The organism is Enterobacter sp. SES19, from assembly GCF_011765665.1.
Taxonomy (GTDB): domain Bacteria; phylum Pseudomonadota; class Gammaproteobacteria; order Enterobacterales; family Enterobacteriaceae; genus Enterobacter; species Enterobacter pseudoroggenkampii.
Genome location: NZ_CP050320.1, coordinates 1269499 through 1288635, shown reverse-complemented (window position 1 = coordinate 1288635; position 19137 = coordinate 1269499). Strand labels below are relative to the sequence as shown.

Below are 19137 nucleotides of genomic sequence, written 5' to 3'. Positions count from 1 at the left end.
CGCTATTGCAGGTATCGCCTTACTTTCTTTTCTTATGCGGTTTTGGTGCGAATCAGATAGTCAAACGAACTCAGCGACGCCTTCGCCCCTTCGCCCGTGGCGATGATGATCTGTTTGTACGGCACGGTAGTACAGTCACCCGCCGCAAACACGCCCTTCACGCTGGTTTCACACTTCGCATCGATGATGATTTCGCCCATGCGGTTGCGCTCAATCGCGCCTTCCAGCCAGGTGGTGTTTGGCAGCAGACCAATCTGCACGAAGATCCCTGAAAGCTGCACGCTGTGAACGTCGCCGCTCACGCGGTCACGGTATTCCAGGCCGGTCACCTTGCTGCCGTCGCCCTTCACTTCCGTGGTCTGCGCGTTCAGGACGATGTCGACGTTTTTCAGGCTGCGAACTTTATCCTGCAGAACCTGGTCGGCCTTCATATCTGGTGCGAACTCCAGAAGAGTGACGTGTTCAACAATCCCCGCCAGGTCGATAGCCGCTTCCACGCCGGAGTTACCTCCGCCGATCACCGCCACGCGTTTACCTTTAAACAGCGGGCCGTCGCAGTGCGGGCAGTAGGTCACGCCTTTGGTGCGATACTGATCTTCACCCGGGACGTTCATGTTGCGCCATTTCGCACCGGTGGCAATGATAATGCTGCGCGCTTTCAGCACCGCGCCGGATGCGGTTTCAATGTGGTGTAAACCACCCTCAACCGCAGCAGGTACCAGCCTGCTGGCGCTCTGGCTGTCGATCACGTCCACGTCGTAGTCGCTGACGTGCGCCTTCAGCGCCCCCGCCAGCTTCTGACCTTCGGTTTTCGGCACGGAGATATAGTTTTCAATGTCCACGGTATCCAGTACCTGGCCACCGAAACGCTCGCCCATCAGGCCAGTGCGGATCCCTTTACGCGCGGAGTACACTGCCGCCGCCGCGCCCGCCGGACCGGAACCGACGATCAGCACGTCGTAGGCATCGCGTTTGTTCAGCGCTTCTGCGGCACGTTTTTCGGCACCGGTATCCACTTTGGCGACGATTTCCGTCAGCGTCATACGACCCTGACCGAATTCCTGACCGTTCAGATACACCGCCGGAACGCCCATCACGTTGCGATCGGTGATTTCATTCTGGAAGGTACCGCCGTCAATCGCCGTGTGCTTAATGCGCGGGTTCAGGACCGACATCAGGTTCAGCGCCTGCACCACGTCCGGGCAGTTATGGCAAGAGAGCGAGTAATAAGTTTCAAACTCGAAATCGCCGTCGATATCGCGGATCTGCTCCAGCAGCGCCTGCGCCTCTTTCGACGGATGACCACCGGTCCACAGCAGCGCCAGCACCAGCGAGGTAAATTCGTGACCCAGCGGCGAGCCGGCAAAGCGCGGCCCCAGCTCAGAGCCTGGGTTAGTAATCAGGAAAGAAGGCTTACGGACGTTAAGCGAGTTATCTTCTTTGAAGGTCACTTTTGGCGACAGTTCGGCGATCTCAGCCAGCAGTTCCTTGATCTCTGCCGATTTCGCGCTGTCATCCAGCGTGGCAATCAGCTCAACGGGTTTGGTCAGTTTCTCAAGATAGGCCTTGAGCTGGGTTTTCATATTAGTGTCGAGCATTATTCTTCCCTCTCTTAAAACGTCATCATGCAAGCTGCCTTACACAGGCGGCCTGAATGCAACTTGCATCATGGTGCTGGAATGAAATGGGCGCGGGGGGCGCCCATTGATTGCCGGGTGGCACTTCGTTTACCCGGCCTACGATACTGTAGGCCTGTGCAAGCGCAGCCCCGCCAGGCTTTACAGACTTAGATCTTGCCGACCAGGTCTAAGGATGGAGCGAGAGTCGCTTCGCCTTCTTTCCATTTCGCCGGGCACACTTCGCCTGGGTGAGAAGCCACGTACTGCGCTGCTTTCACTTTACGCAGCAGGTCAGACGCATCACGGCCGATACCTTCAGCGGTAACTTCGATAGCCTGGATAATACCCTGCGGGTCAACAACGAAGGTGGCGCGGTCAGCCAGGCCTTCATCTTCACGCATGTTGTCGAAGTTACGGGTCAGGGCGCCAGTCGGGTCGCCGATCATCGCGTATTTGATTTTTGCGATGGTTTCAGAGCTGCTGTGCCATGCTTTGTGGGTGAAGTGGGTATCGGTAGACACAGAGTAAACGTCTACGCCCAGCTTCTGCAGTTCGTCATAATGGTCAGCCACGTCGCCCAGTTCGGTCGGGCAAACGAAGGTGAAGTCAGCCGGATAGAAGAAGAAGACGCTCCAGCGACCTTCGGTATCTTTCTCGGTTACTTCGATGAACTCACCGTTTTTGAACGCCTGGTTTTTGAAAGGTTTAATTTTAGTGTTAATCAAAGACATCTGTACTTCCTCCGTGTTTTCGTTGAGATGTAAGGTAACCAACTTTATTCATCGGGGCTAATGCGTATGCTTTATCAAATCAATCAGCCAAACCTTACAACGTCGACAAGACAACAAGGTGAACCTTTTACAGGAAAGCCTGAAAGTAAAAAGGCCGCCTCAACGGGCGGCCCTGATACCTGAATTCCCCGCAGGTACATTCAGTGCCAGCCGAAGCTGGCGTTGCGTTGCGCTCTACAACCCTTTATATCAAGGGGTAACAGCCCTTTGATTACACCACCCGTTCAGGAATTGGGCAATCCATAAGAGAGGTATTCCTGCCTATGGCTGCGATAGGTTTTGCCAAACATCATTTCGGGACGTTATAAATTTATTTTCATTATAAAAATACCTCAATATATAAATGACAATTGTTATTTAAAATGCTCACTCCAACATCTGAGATAAAATTATCTTAATGTTCCTTGAAGCACTATTTCAATAATCTGGCGTCATGATATATTAAGGTGACTTTAATTTAAATTTAAGAGGGTTAATCGAAAGGATTGTAAATGGTTAACTTCAAACTATAGTTATCAGTGATGTGATAACCACAGCAAACACAGCATCCTCAGGACGAAACATGGCAAACCTCTACGACCTTAAAAAATTCGATCTTAATCTGTTAGTCATTTTCGAGTGCATTTATCAACATCTTAGTATCAGTAAAGCCGCCGAGACGCTGTATATCACACCCTCTGCCGTGAGTCAGTCACTGCAACGCCTGCGAGGACAACTCAACGATCCTCTGTTTATCCGTTCCGGTAAAGGGATCACGCCCACGACCGTCGGCGTCAATTTGCATCATCATCTGGAACAGAACCTGAACCAGCTTGAGCAGACTATCAATATCATGCACAGCAGCGGGTTGAAGAAGAATTTTGTCATTTACTGCCCGCAGTTTATGAGCACCAAAACGATGCTTGAGCCAATGAAACTGCTCATGAACAAGTATAACTATTCGATTGAATTACATGATGTTTTTCTTGCCCCTGATTCAGCAGAAGATCTCCTGGCTTACCGAAAAGCCGACCTGATATTTTCTTTTTCCTCCTCAAGCAGCCGCTCAATTGCCTCCAGCCTTTTCCATAAGCTGCCTTTTGTGCTCGTTTGCCGGAATGATCATCCCCGCTTGAGCGGAAATCCCACGCGTGAAGAGATTCTGAATGAACATTTCACCGCCTACCTGAGCGATGAGAACAGCGTCAAAGACTACCAGGAAAAAGCCGAGAGCCTGTTAACCGAAAGAAATATCGTTTATCGAAGCGACTCTTTTATATCCCTTCTGTCGGTGATCAGTTCATCCGACCTCATAGGGTTAGCGCCCACGCCGGCCTTTGAACAATATGGTCCAGCGCTTAACCTGCGCAAAGTAGAGACAGACATTCAATTTCCCAGCATTGATATTTACATGATGTATAATCGCTCCGCACTGAATAGCTCAGCATTCGCGAGTTTTATTGAAGAAATAACTTTACCGTGAGATGTTAGCGTGGTTTTCACACAGGATGGGAACCACCTTTTCCAGAAACATACACCATCGTTATATAAACATTCAGCATTAACTTTATACACATCATAAATTATTGACTGATATCATTCTCACTCTAGTATTGACACTAACGTCTGGTATTTATTCCTCAGGATGAGAACAAATATGTCAATTTATAAGTATCCTCTTAATCAGGATGTTCTTTCTGCGGCTCGGGAACGAATAAAATGGACTCTCGAAAATTTACCGAGGATCTGTGTCTCTTTTTCAGGAGGTAAAGACTCCACCACCATGCTGCACCTGGTTGCCCGGCAGGCGCGACAGATGAATATAAAAATAGACGTTCTCTTTATCGACTGGGAAGCGCAGTTTAGCCATACCATCACCCATGTTGAACGTATGCGCGAGTTATACAGCGATATCATCGGCCATTTCTGGTGGGTCGCGCTTCCCCTGACAACGCAAAATTCCCTGTCGCAATTTCAGCCGGAATGGCAATGCTGGGAACCCGGCACCCGATGGGTCCGCCAGCCCCCTGACGGTGCGATAACCGATCCCGCTTTTTTTCCCTTCTACCAGCCCGGCATGACGTTTGAAACTTTTGTTCGCAGCTTCTCCGACTGGTTCTCTCGCAATCGCCCGGCGGCGGTGATGATTGGCATCCGCGCCGATGAATCTTACAACCGTTTTCTGGCTATCGCGTCAGCGCGTAAACAACGGTTTGCCGATGATAAACCCTGGACAACCGTCGCCCCGGGGGGACATGCCTGGTATATCTACCCTCTCTATGACTGGAAAACCGCCGATATCTGGACCTGGTTCGCCAAATCGGGATGTTGCTATAACCCACTCTATGACCTGATGTTCCAGGCTGGCGTGCCTCCCCGCTATATGCGTATTTGTGAGCCCTTTGGTCCGGAGCAGCGTCAGGGATTATGGCTCTACCATGTTGTTGAGCCCGATCGCTGGGCGGCCATGTGCGAGCGCGTGAGCGGCGTACGCAGCGGAGGAATTTACGCCGGGCACGATAACCACTTTTATGGTCACCGGAAAATCCTGAAACCCGATCACCTCTGCTGGCGCGAATATGCCCTGCTGCTGCTCGACAGCATGCCGCAAAATACGGCTGAGCATTACCGCAATAAAATCGCCATTTATCTGCGCTGGTATCAGAAGAAAGGCATAGAGGATATTCCCGACACCCAGGACGGTGATATTGGTGCCAAAGACATTCCCTCATGGCGCCGTATTTGCAAGGTTATCCTTAATAACGACTACTGGTGCAGAGCGCTGTCGTTCAGCCCAAATAAACCCAAACATTATCAGCGCTACAGTGAAAGAGTGAAGGCGAAACGCAAGGAGTGGGGCATATTATGCGACAACGATTAATCACCGAGATCGAAACGTACCTGCAGTCTCTTCCCGAAGAGGATCGGATTAACGCCATCAATGCTTTTCGTGAAGCGATCCATCGAAACAGTCCTTTTCGTGAGCAACCGATAGACTGCGTGCTTTGGATCAAACAGGACGCGATTACCGCTAACGACTACAACCCCAATAACGTTGCCCCTCCAGAAAAACGGCTGCTCAGCAAGTCGCTGGAACTCGATGGATTCACCCAACCTATTGTCGTGACGGAAAGTGAACCGCAACATTACGAAATTGTGGATGGTTTCCACCGCCATGAAATCGGCAAAACTCGGGCGACGTTGAAGCGTCAGCTCAGGGGATATCTCCCCGTCACCTGCCTGCGCCAGGATCGACAGGAAAAGCATGACCGTATGGCCGCCACGATCCGTCACAACCGGGCGCGGGGTCGGCACCAGATTAACGCCATGTCGGATATCGTGCGCGAACTGGCACAGCTCGGCTGGAACGATGAGCGAATTGGCAAAGAGCTGGGGATGGACAGCGACGAGGTTCTGCGTCTCAAGCAAATCAACGGTCTGCTGATGCTGTTTGCAGACCGTCGCTATTCCGAAGCCTGGACGGTGAAATAATCAGAGCGTGTTCAAACGCTCTGCCGCCGCCAGCAGCGTCGATTCCTGCTTCGCAAAGCAAAGGCGGATCAGCTTATGCGGGAAGGGATCGGCGCAGAACACCGACAGCGGAATGGCGGCCACCCCCACCTCTTTTGTCAACCACTGGCAAAAGCTGACGTCATCCTGATCGGAAATTGCACTGTAGTCCGCGAGCAGGAAATAGGTTCCTTCAGACGGCAAAATTTCCAGGCGGCTTTTACTCAGCGCCGTCACGAACAGATCCCGACGTTCACGGTAGAAACGCGGCAGCGCGCGATAATGCTCGGGCTCCGCGCGCAGCATATCCGCCAGCGCCAGCTGAGCCGGCGTGTTCACGGCAAAGGTCAGGTACTGATGCACCTTGCGCAGCTCAGCGCTAATGGCGGCCGGTGCGACGCAGTAGCCCACTTTCCAGCCGGTCATATGGTAGGTCTTACCGAACGACGAGACGGCGATAGCGCGCTCGCGAAGCTGCGGATGGGCCAGCACGCTGGCGTGTCCCTCTTCTGCGAAGCAGATGTGCTCGTAAACTTCATCGCTCAGCACGTAGATTTCACGTTCGGCAATCGCCTGCCACAGCGCGGCGAAGTCCGTTTTCTGCCACACCGTCGCCGACGGATTGTGCGGGGTATTCAGGATCACCAGCCGGGTTTTGTCGCTCAGCAGCGCAGCAAACGCCTGCCAGTCGGGGCGGAAATGCGGTGGCTGTAACGCCACGCGTTTCACCACGCCGCCGGAGAGTTCAACCGCAGGCGCATAGCTGTCGTAGCTCGGGTCAAAGCAGATAACTTCATCGCCCGCCCGCACCAGCGCGGTAATCGCCGCATACAGCGCTTCGGTCGCCCCTGCCGTCACCGTGATGTCGCTGTTGGCATCGGGCCTATGGCCATACAGCTCAGCCGTTTTGTCCGCAATGGCTTCCCGCAGCGCCTGCACGCCCGTCATTGGCGCATACTGATTCGCCCCCTGCGCCACGTGGTACGCCAGACGCTCCTGCAGATAGGTCGGCCCGTCGAAATCCGGAAATCCCTGAGAAAGGTTAATGGCGTTGTGCTGCTGCGCCAGGGCGCTCATCTGCGTAAAGATGGTGGTACCGAGATTGGGAAGTTTACTTTGCGGAATCAATGCGTTAATGCTCATTGTGTTGTGCCTGCTTGTAATACTTATGTTGCTGCCACTATAACACGATGTTAGTCTTTGGCAATCAAGACGCTTAGACGTCTAAACAATATGAATATTCCTGTCCGAGAGGGTAAAAGGAAAATGACAGACAACCTGCAACTCACGCATCTGGTCGACGCCTGCCGCTGGATTGGCGCCAAAGGCTGGGCACCCGCCACCGGGGGCAATATGTCGGTGCGTCAGGACGAACGCCTCTGCTGGCTCAGCGAATCGGGCAAAGACAAAGGCAGCCTGACGACGAAGGATTTTCTCCAGGTGGAGATCGCCACCAACCGCGCGCCGTCTGGTCGTAAGCCATCAGCCGAAACGGGGCTACACACCCTTATCTATCGTCTGTTCCCTGAGGCCAACGCCGTCCTGCACGTTCATACGGTCAACGCCACGGTGCTCTCGCGTCTGGTCAAAGAAGCCGAGCTCAACATCAGCGGCTTTGAGATGCAAAAATCCCTCACCGGGCAGACCACGCATCTGGATACGGTGGCTATCCCGGTCTTCGATAACGACCAGGACATTGACGCCCTCGCCTCGCGAATCGCCCATTACGCGCAGGAACGCCCGCTTAATTATGGTTTTCTTCTGCGCGGCCATGGCTTAACCTGCTGGGGACGCGATGTGGCCGAAGCCCGCCGTCATCTGGAAGGACTGGAATTCCTGTTTGAATGTGAAATGCGTTTACGACAACTGGAGAGAGTATGATTCGCGCGATTGTGACGGATATTGAAGGCACCACCAGCGATATTCGTTTTGTCCATGATGTTTTATTCCCCTACGCGCGTGAGCGGCTGGCGGCCTTCGTGACCGCGCAGCAGTACGCCGAGCCGGTCACATCCATTCTGGACAACCTGCGTGATGAAATCGGTAATCCGCACGCCAGCGTCAGCGAACTTATCGACGCCCTGTTTGCCTTTATGGATGAAGACCGCAAGTCTACCGCGCTAAAAGCGCTGCAGGGGATCATCTGGCACGACGGCTACGTCAACGGCGACTTTACCGGACATCTTTACCCGGACGTGCTGCCCGCGCTGGAAAAATGGAAAGCGCAAGGGATTGATCTCTATGTTTATTCCTCTGGCTCCGTTGCTGCGCAGAAACTGTTATTTGGCTATAGCGATGAAGGTGATATTACTCATCTGTTCAGCGGCTATTTCGACACCCACATCGGCGCCAAGCGCGAGGTGCAGTCGTATCAGAACATTGCGGCGCAAACGGGCATCGCCCCGTCGCAGATCCTGTTCCTCTCCGATATTCATCAGGAGCTGGACGCGGCTGAACAGGCAGGTTTTCGTACCCTGCAGCTGATTCGCGGTGATGATGACGGCGCAAGCCACCACCATCAGGTCCACCAGTTTGACGAGATTAACCCGGAACAGATCCCTTCATGAGCGCATTGACCATTTATTCCGATAAAGACGCCAGTCAACACCAGTGGCACAGTACCGACGCCGCCGAGATTGCCCAACAGCTCAACGCGAAAGGCGTGCGGTTTGAACGCTGGGCGGCGGATCGCGATTTAGGACACGATCCCGCGCCTGAAGCCGTGATCGCGGCGTATCAACATGCGATCGACAAGCTGGTCGCAGAGAAGGGTTACCAGAGCTGGGACGTGATCAGCCTGCGCGCCGACAACCCGCAGAAAGAGGCGCTGCGCGCGAAGTTCCTGAACGAGCACACCCACGGCGAAGACGAAGTGCGCTTTTTCGTGGAAGGCGCAGGGCTGTTCTGCCTGCACATTGGCGATGAGGTGTATCAGGTGCTGTGCGAGAAAAACGACCTGATCTCCGTTCCTGCGGGCACGCCGCACTGGTTTGATATGGGCTCAGAGCCGAACTTTACGGCGATTCGTATTTTCGACAATCCGGAAGGCTGGGTGGCCCAGTTTACGGGTGATGCGATCGCGGACGCGTATCCACGGCTGGCATAGGTAAAAGCAAAACGGCAGCTATAGCTGCCGTTTTTAGTGTTTGCTCCCTCTCCCTGTGGGAGAGGGTCGGGGTGAGGGCATCAGGCCGCTCGAGCTTCAACGCTTCAACCCCTTCACATACTCCACCAGCTGATCCAACACAATCCCCCACCCTTCGTGGAAGCCCATCTGCTCGTGCTGCTCGCGGATGTCCTTCGTGGGGTGACGCGCAATCGCCGTATAGCGCGTTTTGCCCTCCCCGACATCTTCCAGCAATAAAATCGCCGTCATAAACGGCTTCTCGGCCGGTTTCCAGCCTTCGGTATAGCCGTCGGTAAAGACCAGCTTTTTCCCCGGGTCGATTTCAAGGAACACACCCCGGTTATCCATCCGCTGACCGTCCACCTCAAACACGGTGTTGAACCGTCCGCCCACCCGCAGATCGAGGTCGCATTCGGTCACCTTATGGGGAGCAGGAATGAAGAAGTTTTTGATGTGTTCGGGCGTAGTCCAGCAAAGCCACAGCAGGTCGCGCGGGGCATCCACCACGCGCTCCAGTTTTAAGTCTGTTTCAGGATCGAGCGTCACGATATTGTCCTCTCAGGGAAACCCCTTAAAGAATAGCCCGACTCAGGCGAATTTCCCGTTTGCCACCGCGTCCGGCGTGACCACGCCCGTATCCAGCACCCAGCCGCTAATCAGCGAGGCTGGCGTAACGTCAAACGCCGGGTTGTAGACCTGCGCGTTTTCCGGCGCCCACTGCACCGCGCCAAAGCTTCCGGCGACGCCCTTCACCTCGCTGGCGGCGCGCTGCTCAATCGGGATCGCGTCGCCGTTCGGGCAGTCCGGATCGAGGGTCGTTTGCGGCGCGGCCACGTAGAACGGAATGCCGTGGAACTTCGCCAGCACCGCCAGGGAATAGGTGCCGATCTTGTTCGCCACGTCGCCGTTGGCGGCAATGCGGTCTGCGCCCACCCACACGGCGTCCACCTGCCCTTTCGCCATCAGGCTGGCGGCCATGGAATCGGTAATCAGCTGATACCGCACGCCCAGCTCGCCAAGTTCCCAGGCGGTTAATCTTCCCCCCTGCAGCAGCGGACGGGTTTCATCCACCCAGACGTTGCTGACCTTGCCCTCCTGATGCGCGCGAGCAATCACGCCCAGCGCCGTACCGACGCCTGCCGTTGCCAGCCCGCCGGTGTTGCAGTGGGTGAGCAGGCGGCTGCCGGGCTTCACCAGCGCGCTGCCCGCTTGCGCAATGGCGTCACAGAGCCGTTTGTCTTCGTCGATCAGGCGCAGCGCCTCCGCGACCAGCGCCGGAACATACTCTTCCTGCCACAGCGCAATCTTCATGCGGTCAAGGTTGTTCATCAGGTTCACCGCCGTCGGGCGGGATGCGCGCAGGGTTTCCAGCGCAACCGCCAGCTCGTCGCGGCTTTTGCCGTTTTCCGCCAGCAGCGCCAGCAGCAGACTTGCAGAGAGACCAATCAGCGGCGCGCCGCGCACCCGCAGGGCGTGAATATGCCCGACCAGTGCCTCTACCGTTGAGGCATCAAGCCAGCGTTTCTCCTGCGGAAGGGCCTGCTGGTCGAGAATAAAGAGCTGATTATCCGCTACCCGCAGGCTGGTCGTCTGTAATGTCTGCATGTCGTTAATTCCCTGTTGCGTTGTTGTAGCACATTGTGTCAGGATGAAATCCAGATGTATAGACGTCTACATGTCTTTATTAGCAAACCGTGAGGAGCAGGCCATGTCGCAATACCGTACCTTTACCGCTCAGGACGCCGTGGAGTATGCCAGGCAGTTTGGCGGCCTTGACGATCCTTCATCGCTGGTGGAGGCGCAGGAGGTAGGCGACGGCAACCTCAATCTGGTGTTCAAAATCTTCGACAGCGCGGGCGTGAGCCGCATCATCGTTAAGCAGGCGCTGCCCTACGTGCGCTGCGTCGGCGAGTCCTGGCCGCTGACGCTGGACCGCGCCCGTCTGGAGGCGCAAACCCTGGTCGAGCACTACCGGCACAGCCCGCAGCACACGGTGAAAATCCACCACTTCGACCCGGAGCTGGCGGTGATGGTGATGGAAGATCTCTCCAGCCATCGCATCTGGCGCGGCGAGCTGATCGGCAACATCTACTACCCTCAGGCGGCGCGTCAGCTGGGTGAATACCTCGCGCACGCGCTGTTCCACACCAGTGATTTCTACCTGCACCCGCACGAGAAAAAAGCGCAGGTGGCAAAATTCATCAATCCGGAGATGTGCGAGATCACCGAAGATCTGTTTTTCAACGATCCGTACCAGATCCACGAACGCAACAGCTACCCGGCCGAACTGGAAAATGACGTCGCCGCGCTGCGCGACGACGCCCAGCTGAAAATTGCCGTGGCCTCCCTCAAGCACCGTTTCTTTTCTCAGGCGGAAGCCCTGCTGCACGGAGACATTCACAGCGGCTCGATTTTTGTGGCCGACGGCAGCCTGAAGGCCATCGACGCCGAGTTCGGCTATTTCGGCCCGATTGGCTTTGACGTCGGCACCGCCATCGGCAACCTGCTGCTGAACTTCTGCGGCCTGCCGGGGCACCTGGGCATTCGCGATGCCGCCGCCGCCCGCGAGCAGCGCCTGACCAATATTCAGGAACTGTGGAACACCTTCGCGGAGCGCTTCCAGGCGCTGGCACACGAGAAAACGCGCGATGCCGCGCTCAGCGTGCCGGGCTATGCCTCCGCCTTCCTGAAAAAGGTCTGGCATGACGCCATTGGATTCTGCGGCACCGAGCTGATTCGCCGCAGCGTCGGGCTTTCCCACGTCGCGGATATCGACACCATTCAGGACGAGGCGATGCGCCACGAATGCCTTCGCCACGCGATAACGCTCGGCAAGGCGCTGATTGTTATTGCTGACCGTATCGACAACGCGGAAGATCTGGTGGCGCGGGTACGGCAGTACAGCTGAGTGCCGGCTTTGTGCCCGGTGGCGCTGCGCTTACCGGGCCTACGATTCTGATTTTCTCCCTCTCCCTGTGGGAGAGGGCCGGGGTGAGGGCATCAAACCGCACTCACCCCAAATACTCAATCACCGACAGCCCACCGTTATAGTCCGTGCTGTAGATAATTCCCTGCGCATCCACGAACACGTCACACGACTGGATCACCTGCGGGCGATTCGGGCGGGTATCCATCATTTTCGCCGGCGCGGCAGGCACCAGCGCACCCGTTTCAACCGGACGATACGGATTGGAAATGTCATACGCGCGCACGCCCGCATTCTGATACGTGGCAAAAATCAGCGTGGAGCTGACAAAGCTCCCCGGCCGGTTCTCGTGCAGGTTGTGCGGCCCGAAATGCGCCCCTTTCGCCACGTAGTCAGTTTCGTCCGGCTGCGGAAAGGTAGAGATGCTGACCGGATTCGACGGCTCGCGAATATCAAACAGCCAGATCAGCTTCTCGCCGTCTTCCTGGTTGTCGAGCACCGCTTCATCCAGCACCACCAGCAGATCGCGGTCCGGCAGCGGCAGCGCGGTGTGCGTCCCGCCGCCAAACGGCGGGCTCCAGTTACGGTGGCTAATCAGCTTCGGCTGGGTACGATCCTTCACGTCCAGCAGCGTCAGGCCGCCGTCGCGCCAGCTGCCGTACGCGGTATCGCCGGCAATAATCGCATGGTGGAGCGCGTAGCGTTTCCCTTCCGGCCAGTTCGGCTGTTCCCCTTCGGCCTGGTTCATCCCCGGCAGCCACCATCGCCCGGCCACTTCTGGCTTACGCGGGTCCGCCAGATCGATGGTCAGAAAGATGTAGTCGGTAAAGCCGTCGATCAGCGCCGACACGTACGCCCAGCGGCCGCCGACGTACCAGATGCGGTGAATGCCAATTCCGTTCAGCGACAGAAAGCCGATTTCGCGCGGCCTGTCCGGCGTGGAGATATCAAACACTCGCAGCCCGGCGCTCCAGCCTTTGTCCTGCACGTCGCTGACGGTCTCTCCCACCTGGCGGGTGTAGTAGACCTTTTCGTCGGCAAAGCGGGCATCGGCAAACAGATCCCGGGCGTTGATGACCAGCAGCAGGTCATCATGCGCCTGCAGGTGCACGTTCCAGGTGCCGGGCGGCGCGGGCACGTAGCCCGCCGCTTTCGGGTTCTTCGGATCGCGCACGTCGACAACCGAAAAGCCCTGCGACACCATATGGCCGATCCAGGCGAAACCGCGGTGCACCATCAGCTGCACGCCGTCCGGGCGACCGCCCTGATCGCTATGGCCAATCAGCCGCATATTGCGGCTGTATTCGGGAGGGGGTAAATGATTCACCGTTAGCTCCTGTTGGTTTTCCCCCTCTCCCCGTGGGAGAGGGCCGGGGTGAGGGCATCAGGCCGCACCTGATGCCACCCGGCTTGGTTTTATTTATTCTTCGCTTCCAGCGTCGCAAACCACGGCGCGATAAAATCTTCCGTCTGGCCCCAGCCCGGAATGATTTTCCCCAGCGACGCCACGTTCACCGCGCCCGGCCGGGCGGTCAGCAGCGCCTGCGGAATGGCCGCCGCTTTGAAATCGTAGGTCGCAGGCGTGGTTTCTCCGGCAATCTTATTCGCCACCAGACGCACGTTGGTCGCGCCAATCAGCTTCGGATCCACCGCCACGCTCACCTTCCACGGGCTGCCCGGCTCGCGCATCAGCTGCAGATCCTGGTTGGAGATGTCGATGCTGTAGAGTTTGATCTCGGTACGGCCGTTCTCTTTCAGCGCCTTATACGCGCCCTGGCTGAAGGCGTCCCAGGTTCCCCAGATAGCGTCGATTTTACCTTTCGGGTATTTCGCCAGGATCGCGCCCACTTTGTTGGCGGTGTCGCCCTGCACGTCAGAGGAGACCGCGCCGATAGACTCCAGCTCTTTGATGTCCGGGTACTGTTTTTGCAACTCTTTATACGCCGCCTGACGACGCTCCATCGGCGGGAAGCCCGCCACCCACAGCTTGACGATATTGGCCTTGCCGTTGAAATCTTTCGCCAGCTGGCCGAAGGAGAGGTTCGTCAGGGAGGCGTCGTCCTGCTGGGTGACGGTCACGCCCGGGATCTCGCCGTTAACGGCGGTATCAAAGACGGCGACCTTAATCCCGGCGTCCACCGCCTTCTTCACCAGCGCGGTGGAGTACGGATCGCGGCCCTGAGAAAGGATAATCCCGTCGTACTTCTGGCTGATGGCCTGGTTCACGAAGTCCTGGAATTTAGCGTCGTCGCCGTTGCTTAAAAAAGTGCTGACCTTAAAGCCGAGCTTCTTCCCTTCCTGAATTGCCCCGGCAATAAACTGCGTGGTGTTGTCGTCTGAGCCGAGGTTACGGATCACCGCGATGCGGATCGGGCCGTCATGGTTGGCAATGGCCGCCGGAAGCGGCGCGGGCGTAGCCGCGAAGCCTGGCAGAGCCGTGAGCAACCCAAGTGCCACCAAAGAGAGTGCAATCTTTTTCATTTTTTATCCCGTTGTGTTGTCAGCGTTTTTGTATGTAGGTAATCGCCAGCGCTACCGCGAGCACCAGCCCTTTTATAATGTCCATGGCGTAATACGGCACGGAGAGCATCACCAGCCCGTTCGACAGCACGCCGAGAATCACCGCCCCGACCAGAGTTCCCAGCGCGTTCGGTTTGCCGGACCCGGCCAGCGAGAAGCCGATCCACGCCGCCGCCACCGCATCCATCAGGTATCCGCCGCCCGCGTTCACCTGCGACGAACCGATGCGCGAGGCCAGCAAAATCCCGCCCAGGCCCGCCAGCAGGGAGGCGATCACGTAGGCCGCCACCTTGTAGCGGGTGGTGCGAATGCCGGAGAGACGCGCGGCTTCAGGGTTGCCGCCAATGGCGTACATCCGACGACCGTGAGTGGTGAGCGACAACCCAAGCTGCGCCAGCACGGTCACCACCAGCATGACGATCACGATGGTCGGCACCTGCCCCAGCAGGCTGAACGCCGCCGGAATAGTGCCTTCCGCCATGTCGCCGCTCGGCAGCACCATGTTCTCGGTAATCGATCCGCCGTAGCTGTAGGTCATCGCCACGCCCTGGATCACAAACAGGCTGGCCAGCGTCGCGAGCATGTCCGGAATGCGCAGGATGACGATAAGAAAGGCGTTAAACAGCCCCACCAGCGTGCAGAGCGCGAGGGTGATCAGAATCGACTCGGTGGTACCAAAGCCGTGCCAGACGAACAGGGAAATCACCAGCGCATTCGCCAGTGAGGCGGTCGATCCCACGGAGAGATCGAACCCGCCAATGGTCAATGATATCGACACGCCAACGGCAATCACCGTCACGATGGCGATTGAGCGCAGAATATTGATGATGTTGTTCGGATCGAGGAAGCTGTCCGACGCCAGGCCAAAGACGGCCACCAGCGCGACGACGGTTAACAGCATGCCCCACTTGTAGAGAAAATCGAAAATCTGCTGACGGCCAGACGCCGTCGCGTTTACTGAAAGGGCCTTGCTCACGACGCCGTTCCTCCGGTTGAATAATAAAGTAGTGTCTCTTCACGGGCTTCGGCTCCGGCGATTTCCGCCACGATGCGCCCGTCCCACAGCACGCAGATGCGGTCGCACAGCCCGACCAGCTCGGCAAACTCGCCCGAGGCGTAAATGACCCCTTTGCCCTCGCGCGCCAGGCCGTCAATCAGCTGGAACAGATCGGTTTTGGCCTTCACGTCCACGCCTTTGGTTGGCTCGTCGAAGATCAGCACGCTCGCATCATTGCGCAGCCACTTGCCGATGGCGACCTTCTGCTGGTTGCCGCCGGAGAGACGTCGCAAAACCTGCCCGGGACCGCGGGCGCGCACGCCGACGCGGGCAATCACCTCCTCCGCCCAGCGCCACGCCTGACGATGGCCAAACAGGCTCCAGCGCGAGAAGCTGTTATCGGCGCACACGGCAAGGTTCATGCTCACCGGCTCGTCGATAAAAATGCCCTCTTTGCGCCGCTCTTCCGGCACCAGCGCCAGGCCGCGCAGCACCGAGTCGGCCGGGTCGCGCGGTTGCCAGGATTGGTGATTCAGCTCACCGCGCGCCACGCGGCTTTTGCTGGCGCCAAACAGCGCCTTGCAGAGTTCGGTTTTCCCCGCCCCCGCCAGCCCGGCAATCCCGAGAATTTCGCCTTTGCGCAGGTGCAGGGAGATATCTTTCAGCAGCGCGTCGTCATGCAGACCGTCCACCCGCAGCAGCGTTTCGTCGCCGTGCGGCGGCCGAGCGGGCGGGTAGATATCGCTCAGCACGTGGCCGAGCATCTTCTCGACGATCGCTTCGCCGCTAAGATCGGCCATCGGGCCGGACTCGATCAGCTTGCCGTCGCGCAGCACCGTCAGGGTGTCGCAGATGGCCTTCAGCTCGTGAATGCGGTGGGAGATAAACACCACGCCGATGCCCTGCTGCTTTAACCGTCTCACCACGGCAAACAGGCGCTCGCTCTCGTGCGCGTCCAACGGCGCGGTGGGTTCATCAAGAATCAAAAAACGACAGTGATGGGACAGGGCACGCGCCAGCAAAATCTGCTGCTTTTCGGCAAGCGTGCAGCTGTCGATGGAACGGCGTACGTCCAGAGAGACATCCAGCTGCGCCAGCGCCTGTCTCGCCTGCTGGCGGATTGCACGCCAGCGGAAGCGATGCCCCGGCTGCGCCAGCTGGTCGAGCATGATGTTCTCGGCGATGCTTAACCCCGGGATCAGCGCCACGTCCACTTCCTGCTGCACGAGGTGGATCCCCAGCCGTTTGGCATCGAGCGGCTCGCGGATGCTTACCGGCTGGTTATTGATGGAGATTTCGCCCTCATAGTGGTCGTGTGTCCCGCACAGCACCGCCATCAGCGTCGATTTCCCCGCGCCGTTGGCGCCGGTCAGCGCATGTACCGATCCGCCGGTTAAGGTGAAATTCACGCGCGACAGCGCCTGAAACCCGGAAAAGGCCAGGCTGATACCGCGCATTTCAAGGCGACTGGAAACCATCCGCGTAAATCCTTCATTACTCTTCTGATTTATCGAATTTTTCACAGCTCCGGTTGACTGACAACGACGGAAAAGGCATAAGTTAAAGCGAAATATTATTAGCCATCCGGATGTCCAGACATAACATCGGGTTAGCGCTTGCTAAAAAAGGACAACACCATGAGCAACACCGATATCCGCGTCGTGCCTGGCCCGGCGAACTACTTCTCCCATCCCGGAAGCCTTGCGCATCTGAATGACTTCTTTACCCCGGAACAGCTTTCCCGCGCGGTGTGGATCTACGGCGAGCGCGCTATCGACGGCGCGCGCCCTTTCCTGCCGGAGAGCTTTCACGCGCCGGGGGCGAAACACCTGCTGTTTAAAGGTCACTGCAGCGAGCGCGACGTCACCCATCTGGTGAACGAATCCGGCAGTGACGCCAGCGTGGTGATTGGCGTGGGCGGCGGTGCGGTACTGGATACCGTCAAGGCCGTGGCGCGTCGTCTGGGCGTGCCGTTCGTGGGCATCCCCACCATTGCCGCCACCTGCGCGGCGTGGACCCCGCTCTCCGTCTGGTACAACGATGCAGGTCAGGCGCTGCATTTTGAGATCTTCGACGACGCCAACTACCTGGTGCTGGTGGAGCCGCAGATCGTCCTTAACGCCCCGGCTGAATACCTGCTGGCGGGTATCGGCGATACGCTGGCGAAGTGGTACGAAGCGGTTGTGTTGACACCTGAGCCGGAGAACCTGCCGCTGACCGTGCGGCTGGGCATCAACGGCGCGCTGGCGATCCGCGACGTGCTGCTGGAGCACAGTGAGGAAGCGCTGGCCGACCAGCAGCGCGGCGAACAGACGCAGGCGTTCCGGGACGTGGTAGATGCGATTATCGCCGGCGGCGGGATGGTCGGCGGTCTGGGCGAACGCTATACCCGCGTGGCGGCGGCGCATGCGGTGCACAATGGTTTAACCGTGCTGCCGCAGACGGAAAAATACCTCCACGGTACCAAGGTGGCCTACGGCATTCTGGTGCAGAGCGCCCTGCTCGGCCAGGACGACGTGCTGGCGCAGCTGGTGACGGCGTACCAGCGCTTTAACCTGCCGACCACGCTTCGCGAGCTGGACGTCGACATCAATAACCGGGAAGCGCTGGATAAGGTCATTGCTCACACCCTGCGCCCGGTGGAGTCGATTCACTATCTACCGGTTGCGTTAACGCCTGACGTTCTGCGCGCCGCGTTTGAGAAAGTGGAATCCTTCAGCCGTTAATCGCGCCGACAGGCTATACCTAATGATGATTCTTTCTACTCTTGCAACGAGGTCATCATGCAGATCGATTTAACAGGTAAAAAGGCGCTGGTTACCGGTGCCAGCCGCGGGTTGGGTCGGGCTATTGCACTCTCGCTGGCGCGCGCCGGTGCGGATGTGATTATTACGTATGAAAAATCGGCCGATAAAGCCCAGGCGGTCGCCGATGAGATTAAGGCGCTGGGACGACACAGCGAAGCCGTGCAGGCGGACAGCGCCAGCGCGCAGGCGATTCAGGATGCCGTCACCCATGCGGCACGTTCCCTTGGCGGGCTGGACATTCTGGTCAACAATGCCGGGATCGCGCGCGGCGGCCCGCTGGAGTCCATGACGCTGGCAGATATTGACGCCCTTATCAACGTCAACATCCGCGGCGTGGTGATCGCCATTCAGGAAGCGCTGGTGCACATGTCCGACGGCGGGCGCATCATCAACATCGGCAGCTGTCTGGCAAACCGCGTGGCGATGCCGGGCATTGCCGTTTACTCGATGACGAAGTCCGCTCTTAACTCCCTCACCCGCGGTCTGGCCCGTGATTTAGGACCGCGCGGCATTACCGTAAACCTGGTGCACCCCGGCCCCACCAACAGCGATATGAACCCGGAAGACGGCGAACAGGCGGAAGCCCAGCGCCAGATGATTGCGGTCGGTCACTACGGCCAGCCGGAAGACATCGCGGCGGCGGTCACCTTCCTCGCCAGCCCGGCTGCCGGGCAGATCTCCGGTACCGGTCTGGACGTGGACGGTGGTTTGAACGCCTGATCGCACATTTCCTGCAAGCCTCTGTCGTCCGGCAGAGGCCTTCCCGAGCACCCTCGACGGTTCACGTTTTGCCGCTTTCTCCCGGTTTTTCTCCGCTCTACAGTACCCCATTAGAAATTCGGAATTTATCTAATAGTCTTA

Annotated in this window: 18 protein-coding genes; 9 read left to right on the top strand and 9 right to left on the bottom strand. The window is 57.6% G+C overall.

Annotated features, from left to right (window positions below; genetic code table 11):
- Nucleotides 1-32 precede the first annotated feature (32 nt).
- Together ahpF and ahpC are read right to left on the bottom strand one after the other, a co-directional pair.
- Nucleotides 33-1598 (bottom strand): alkyl hydroperoxide reductase subunit F, encoded by a 1566-nt coding sequence (ahpF, locus tag GXP72_RS06025; RefSeq protein ID WP_208763614.1) that lies wholly within the window; start codon nt 1596-1598, stop codon nt 33-35.
- A 188-nt stretch (nt 1599-1786) separates the two neighbouring features.
- Nucleotides 1787-2350: an alkyl hydroperoxide reductase subunit C gene (gene ahpC / locus GXP72_RS06020; RefSeq protein WP_008501015.1), complete on the bottom strand. Its 564-nt coding sequence runs from the start codon at nt 2348-2350 to the stop codon at nt 1787-1789.
- Nucleotides 2351-2972: 622 nt separating this feature from the next.
- Here ahpC and GXP72_RS06015 point away from each other — a divergent pair.
- The 3 genes from GXP72_RS06015 (at nt 2973) to GXP72_RS06005 (ending at nt 5881) form a co-directional block, all read left to right on the top strand.
- Complete coding sequence (locus GXP72_RS06015; RefSeq protein ID WP_208763613.1) at nt 2973-3872, top strand: LysR family transcriptional regulator; 900 nt, start codon at nt 2973-2975, stop codon at nt 3870-3872.
- A gap of 174 nt (nt 3873-4046) precedes the next feature.
- Nucleotides 4047-5270 carry a phosphoadenosine phosphosulfate reductase gene (locus GXP72_RS06010; protein WP_208763612.1) on the top strand — a complete coding sequence of 408 codons (1224 nt, stop codon included), beginning with the start codon at nt 4047-4049 and terminating at the stop codon, nt 5268-5270.
- Nucleotides 5255-5881, top strand: a complete 627-nt coding sequence (locus GXP72_RS06005) for a ParB/RepB/Spo0J family partition protein (protein ID WP_208763611.1) — start codon at nt 5255-5257, stop codon at nt 5879-5881. Before GXP72_RS06010 ends, GXP72_RS06005 begins: the two co-directional genes overlap by 16 nt.
- Here the strand turns inward: GXP72_RS06005 and GXP72_RS06000 are convergent, their stop codons facing one another.
- Nucleotides 5882-7042, bottom strand: a complete 1161-nt coding sequence (locus GXP72_RS06000; RefSeq protein ID WP_208763610.1) for a pyridoxal phosphate-dependent aminotransferase — start codon at nt 7040-7042, stop codon at nt 5882-5884.
- 123 nt (nt 7043-7165) lie between these two features.
- Here GXP72_RS06000 and GXP72_RS05995 point away from each other — a divergent pair, with 123 nt between their 5' ends.
- Genes GXP72_RS05995 through GXP72_RS05985 form a run of 3 tightly spaced genes read left to right on the top strand, consistent with a single transcriptional unit; the run spans nt 7166 to nt 9005 of the window.
- On the top strand, nt 7166-7780 hold the full coding sequence (locus GXP72_RS05995; RefSeq protein ID WP_208763609.1) for a methylthioribulose 1-phosphate dehydratase: 615 nt from the start codon (nt 7166-7168) through the stop codon (nt 7778-7780).
- Nucleotides 7777-8466: an acireductone synthase gene (gene mtnC / locus GXP72_RS05990; RefSeq protein ID WP_024906997.1), complete on the top strand. Its 690-nt coding sequence runs from the start codon at nt 7777-7779 to the stop codon at nt 8464-8466. Before GXP72_RS05995 ends, mtnC begins: the two co-directional genes overlap by 4 nt.
- The gene (locus GXP72_RS05985; RefSeq protein WP_023315605.1) at nt 8463-9005 is read left to right on the top strand and encodes an acireductone dioxygenase; all 543 of its coding nucleotides are present in this window, start codon (nt 8463-8465) and stop codon (nt 9003-9005) included. Before mtnC ends, GXP72_RS05985 begins: the two co-directional genes overlap by 4 nt.
- A 96-nt stretch (nt 9006-9101) precedes the next feature.
- On the opposite strand, the gene GXP72_RS05980 is transcribed toward GXP72_RS05985, so the two are convergent.
- Nucleotides 9102-9572 (bottom strand): SRPBCC family protein, encoded by a 471-nt coding sequence (locus GXP72_RS05980; protein WP_032649582.1) that lies wholly within the window; start codon nt 9570-9572, stop codon nt 9102-9104.
- A 42-nt stretch (nt 9573-9614) separates the two neighbouring features.
- Nucleotides 9615-10631, bottom strand: coding sequence for an S-methyl-5-thioribose-1-phosphate isomerase (gene mtnA / locus GXP72_RS05975; RefSeq protein ID WP_208763608.1), 1017 nt, complete (start codon nt 10629-10631; stop codon nt 9615-9617).
- 103 nt (nt 10632-10734) lie between these two features.
- On the opposite strand from mtnA, the gene mtnK reads away from it, so the two are divergent.
- Entirely contained in the window at nt 10735-11934 is a 1200-nt protein-coding gene (gene mtnK, locus GXP72_RS05970) for an S-methyl-5-thioribose kinase (RefSeq protein ID WP_208763607.1), read from the top strand.
- Between the two features lie 103 nt (nt 11935-12037).
- Here the strand turns inward: mtnK and GXP72_RS05965 are convergent, their stop codons facing one another.
- The 4 genes from GXP72_RS05965 to GXP72_RS05950 all read right to left on the bottom strand — a co-directional run bounded on the left by GXP72_RS05965 (nt 12038) and on the right by GXP72_RS05950 (nt 16947).
- Complete coding sequence (locus GXP72_RS05965) at nt 12038-13279, bottom strand: LVIVD repeat-containing protein (protein ID WP_208763606.1); 1242 nt, start codon at nt 13277-13279, stop codon at nt 12038-12040.
- An 89-nt stretch (nt 13280-13368) separates the two neighbouring features.
- Nucleotides 13369-14433 carry a sugar ABC transporter substrate-binding protein gene (locus GXP72_RS05960; protein WP_208763605.1) on the bottom strand — a complete coding sequence of 355 codons (1065 nt, stop codon included), beginning with the start codon at nt 14431-14433 and terminating at the stop codon, nt 13369-13371.
- A gap of 19 nt (nt 14434-14452) precedes the next feature.
- On the bottom strand, nt 14453-15448 hold the full coding sequence (locus GXP72_RS05955) for an ABC transporter permease (protein ID WP_208763604.1): 996 nt from the start codon (nt 15446-15448) through the stop codon (nt 14453-14455).
- Nucleotides 15445-16947, bottom strand: a complete 1503-nt coding sequence (locus GXP72_RS05950) for a sugar ABC transporter ATP-binding protein (RefSeq protein ID WP_208763603.1) — start codon at nt 16945-16947, stop codon at nt 15445-15447. The genes GXP72_RS05955 and GXP72_RS05950 overlap by 4 nt, the downstream gene beginning before the upstream one ends.
- Before the next feature lie 159 nt (nt 16948-17106).
- Between GXP72_RS05950 and GXP72_RS05945 the strand changes: the two genes are divergently transcribed.
- Together GXP72_RS05945 and GXP72_RS05940 are read left to right on the top strand one after the other, a co-directional pair.
- Nucleotides 17107-18195 (top strand): oxidoreductase, encoded by a 1089-nt coding sequence (locus GXP72_RS05945; RefSeq protein WP_208763602.1) that lies wholly within the window; start codon nt 17107-17109, stop codon nt 18193-18195.
- A 57-nt stretch (nt 18196-18252) separates the two neighbouring features.
- Nucleotides 18253-18996 (top strand): 3-oxoacyl-ACP reductase family protein, encoded by a 744-nt coding sequence (locus GXP72_RS05940; protein ID WP_024906989.1) that lies wholly within the window; start codon nt 18253-18255, stop codon nt 18994-18996.
- Nucleotides 18997-19137 lie beyond the last annotated feature (141 nt).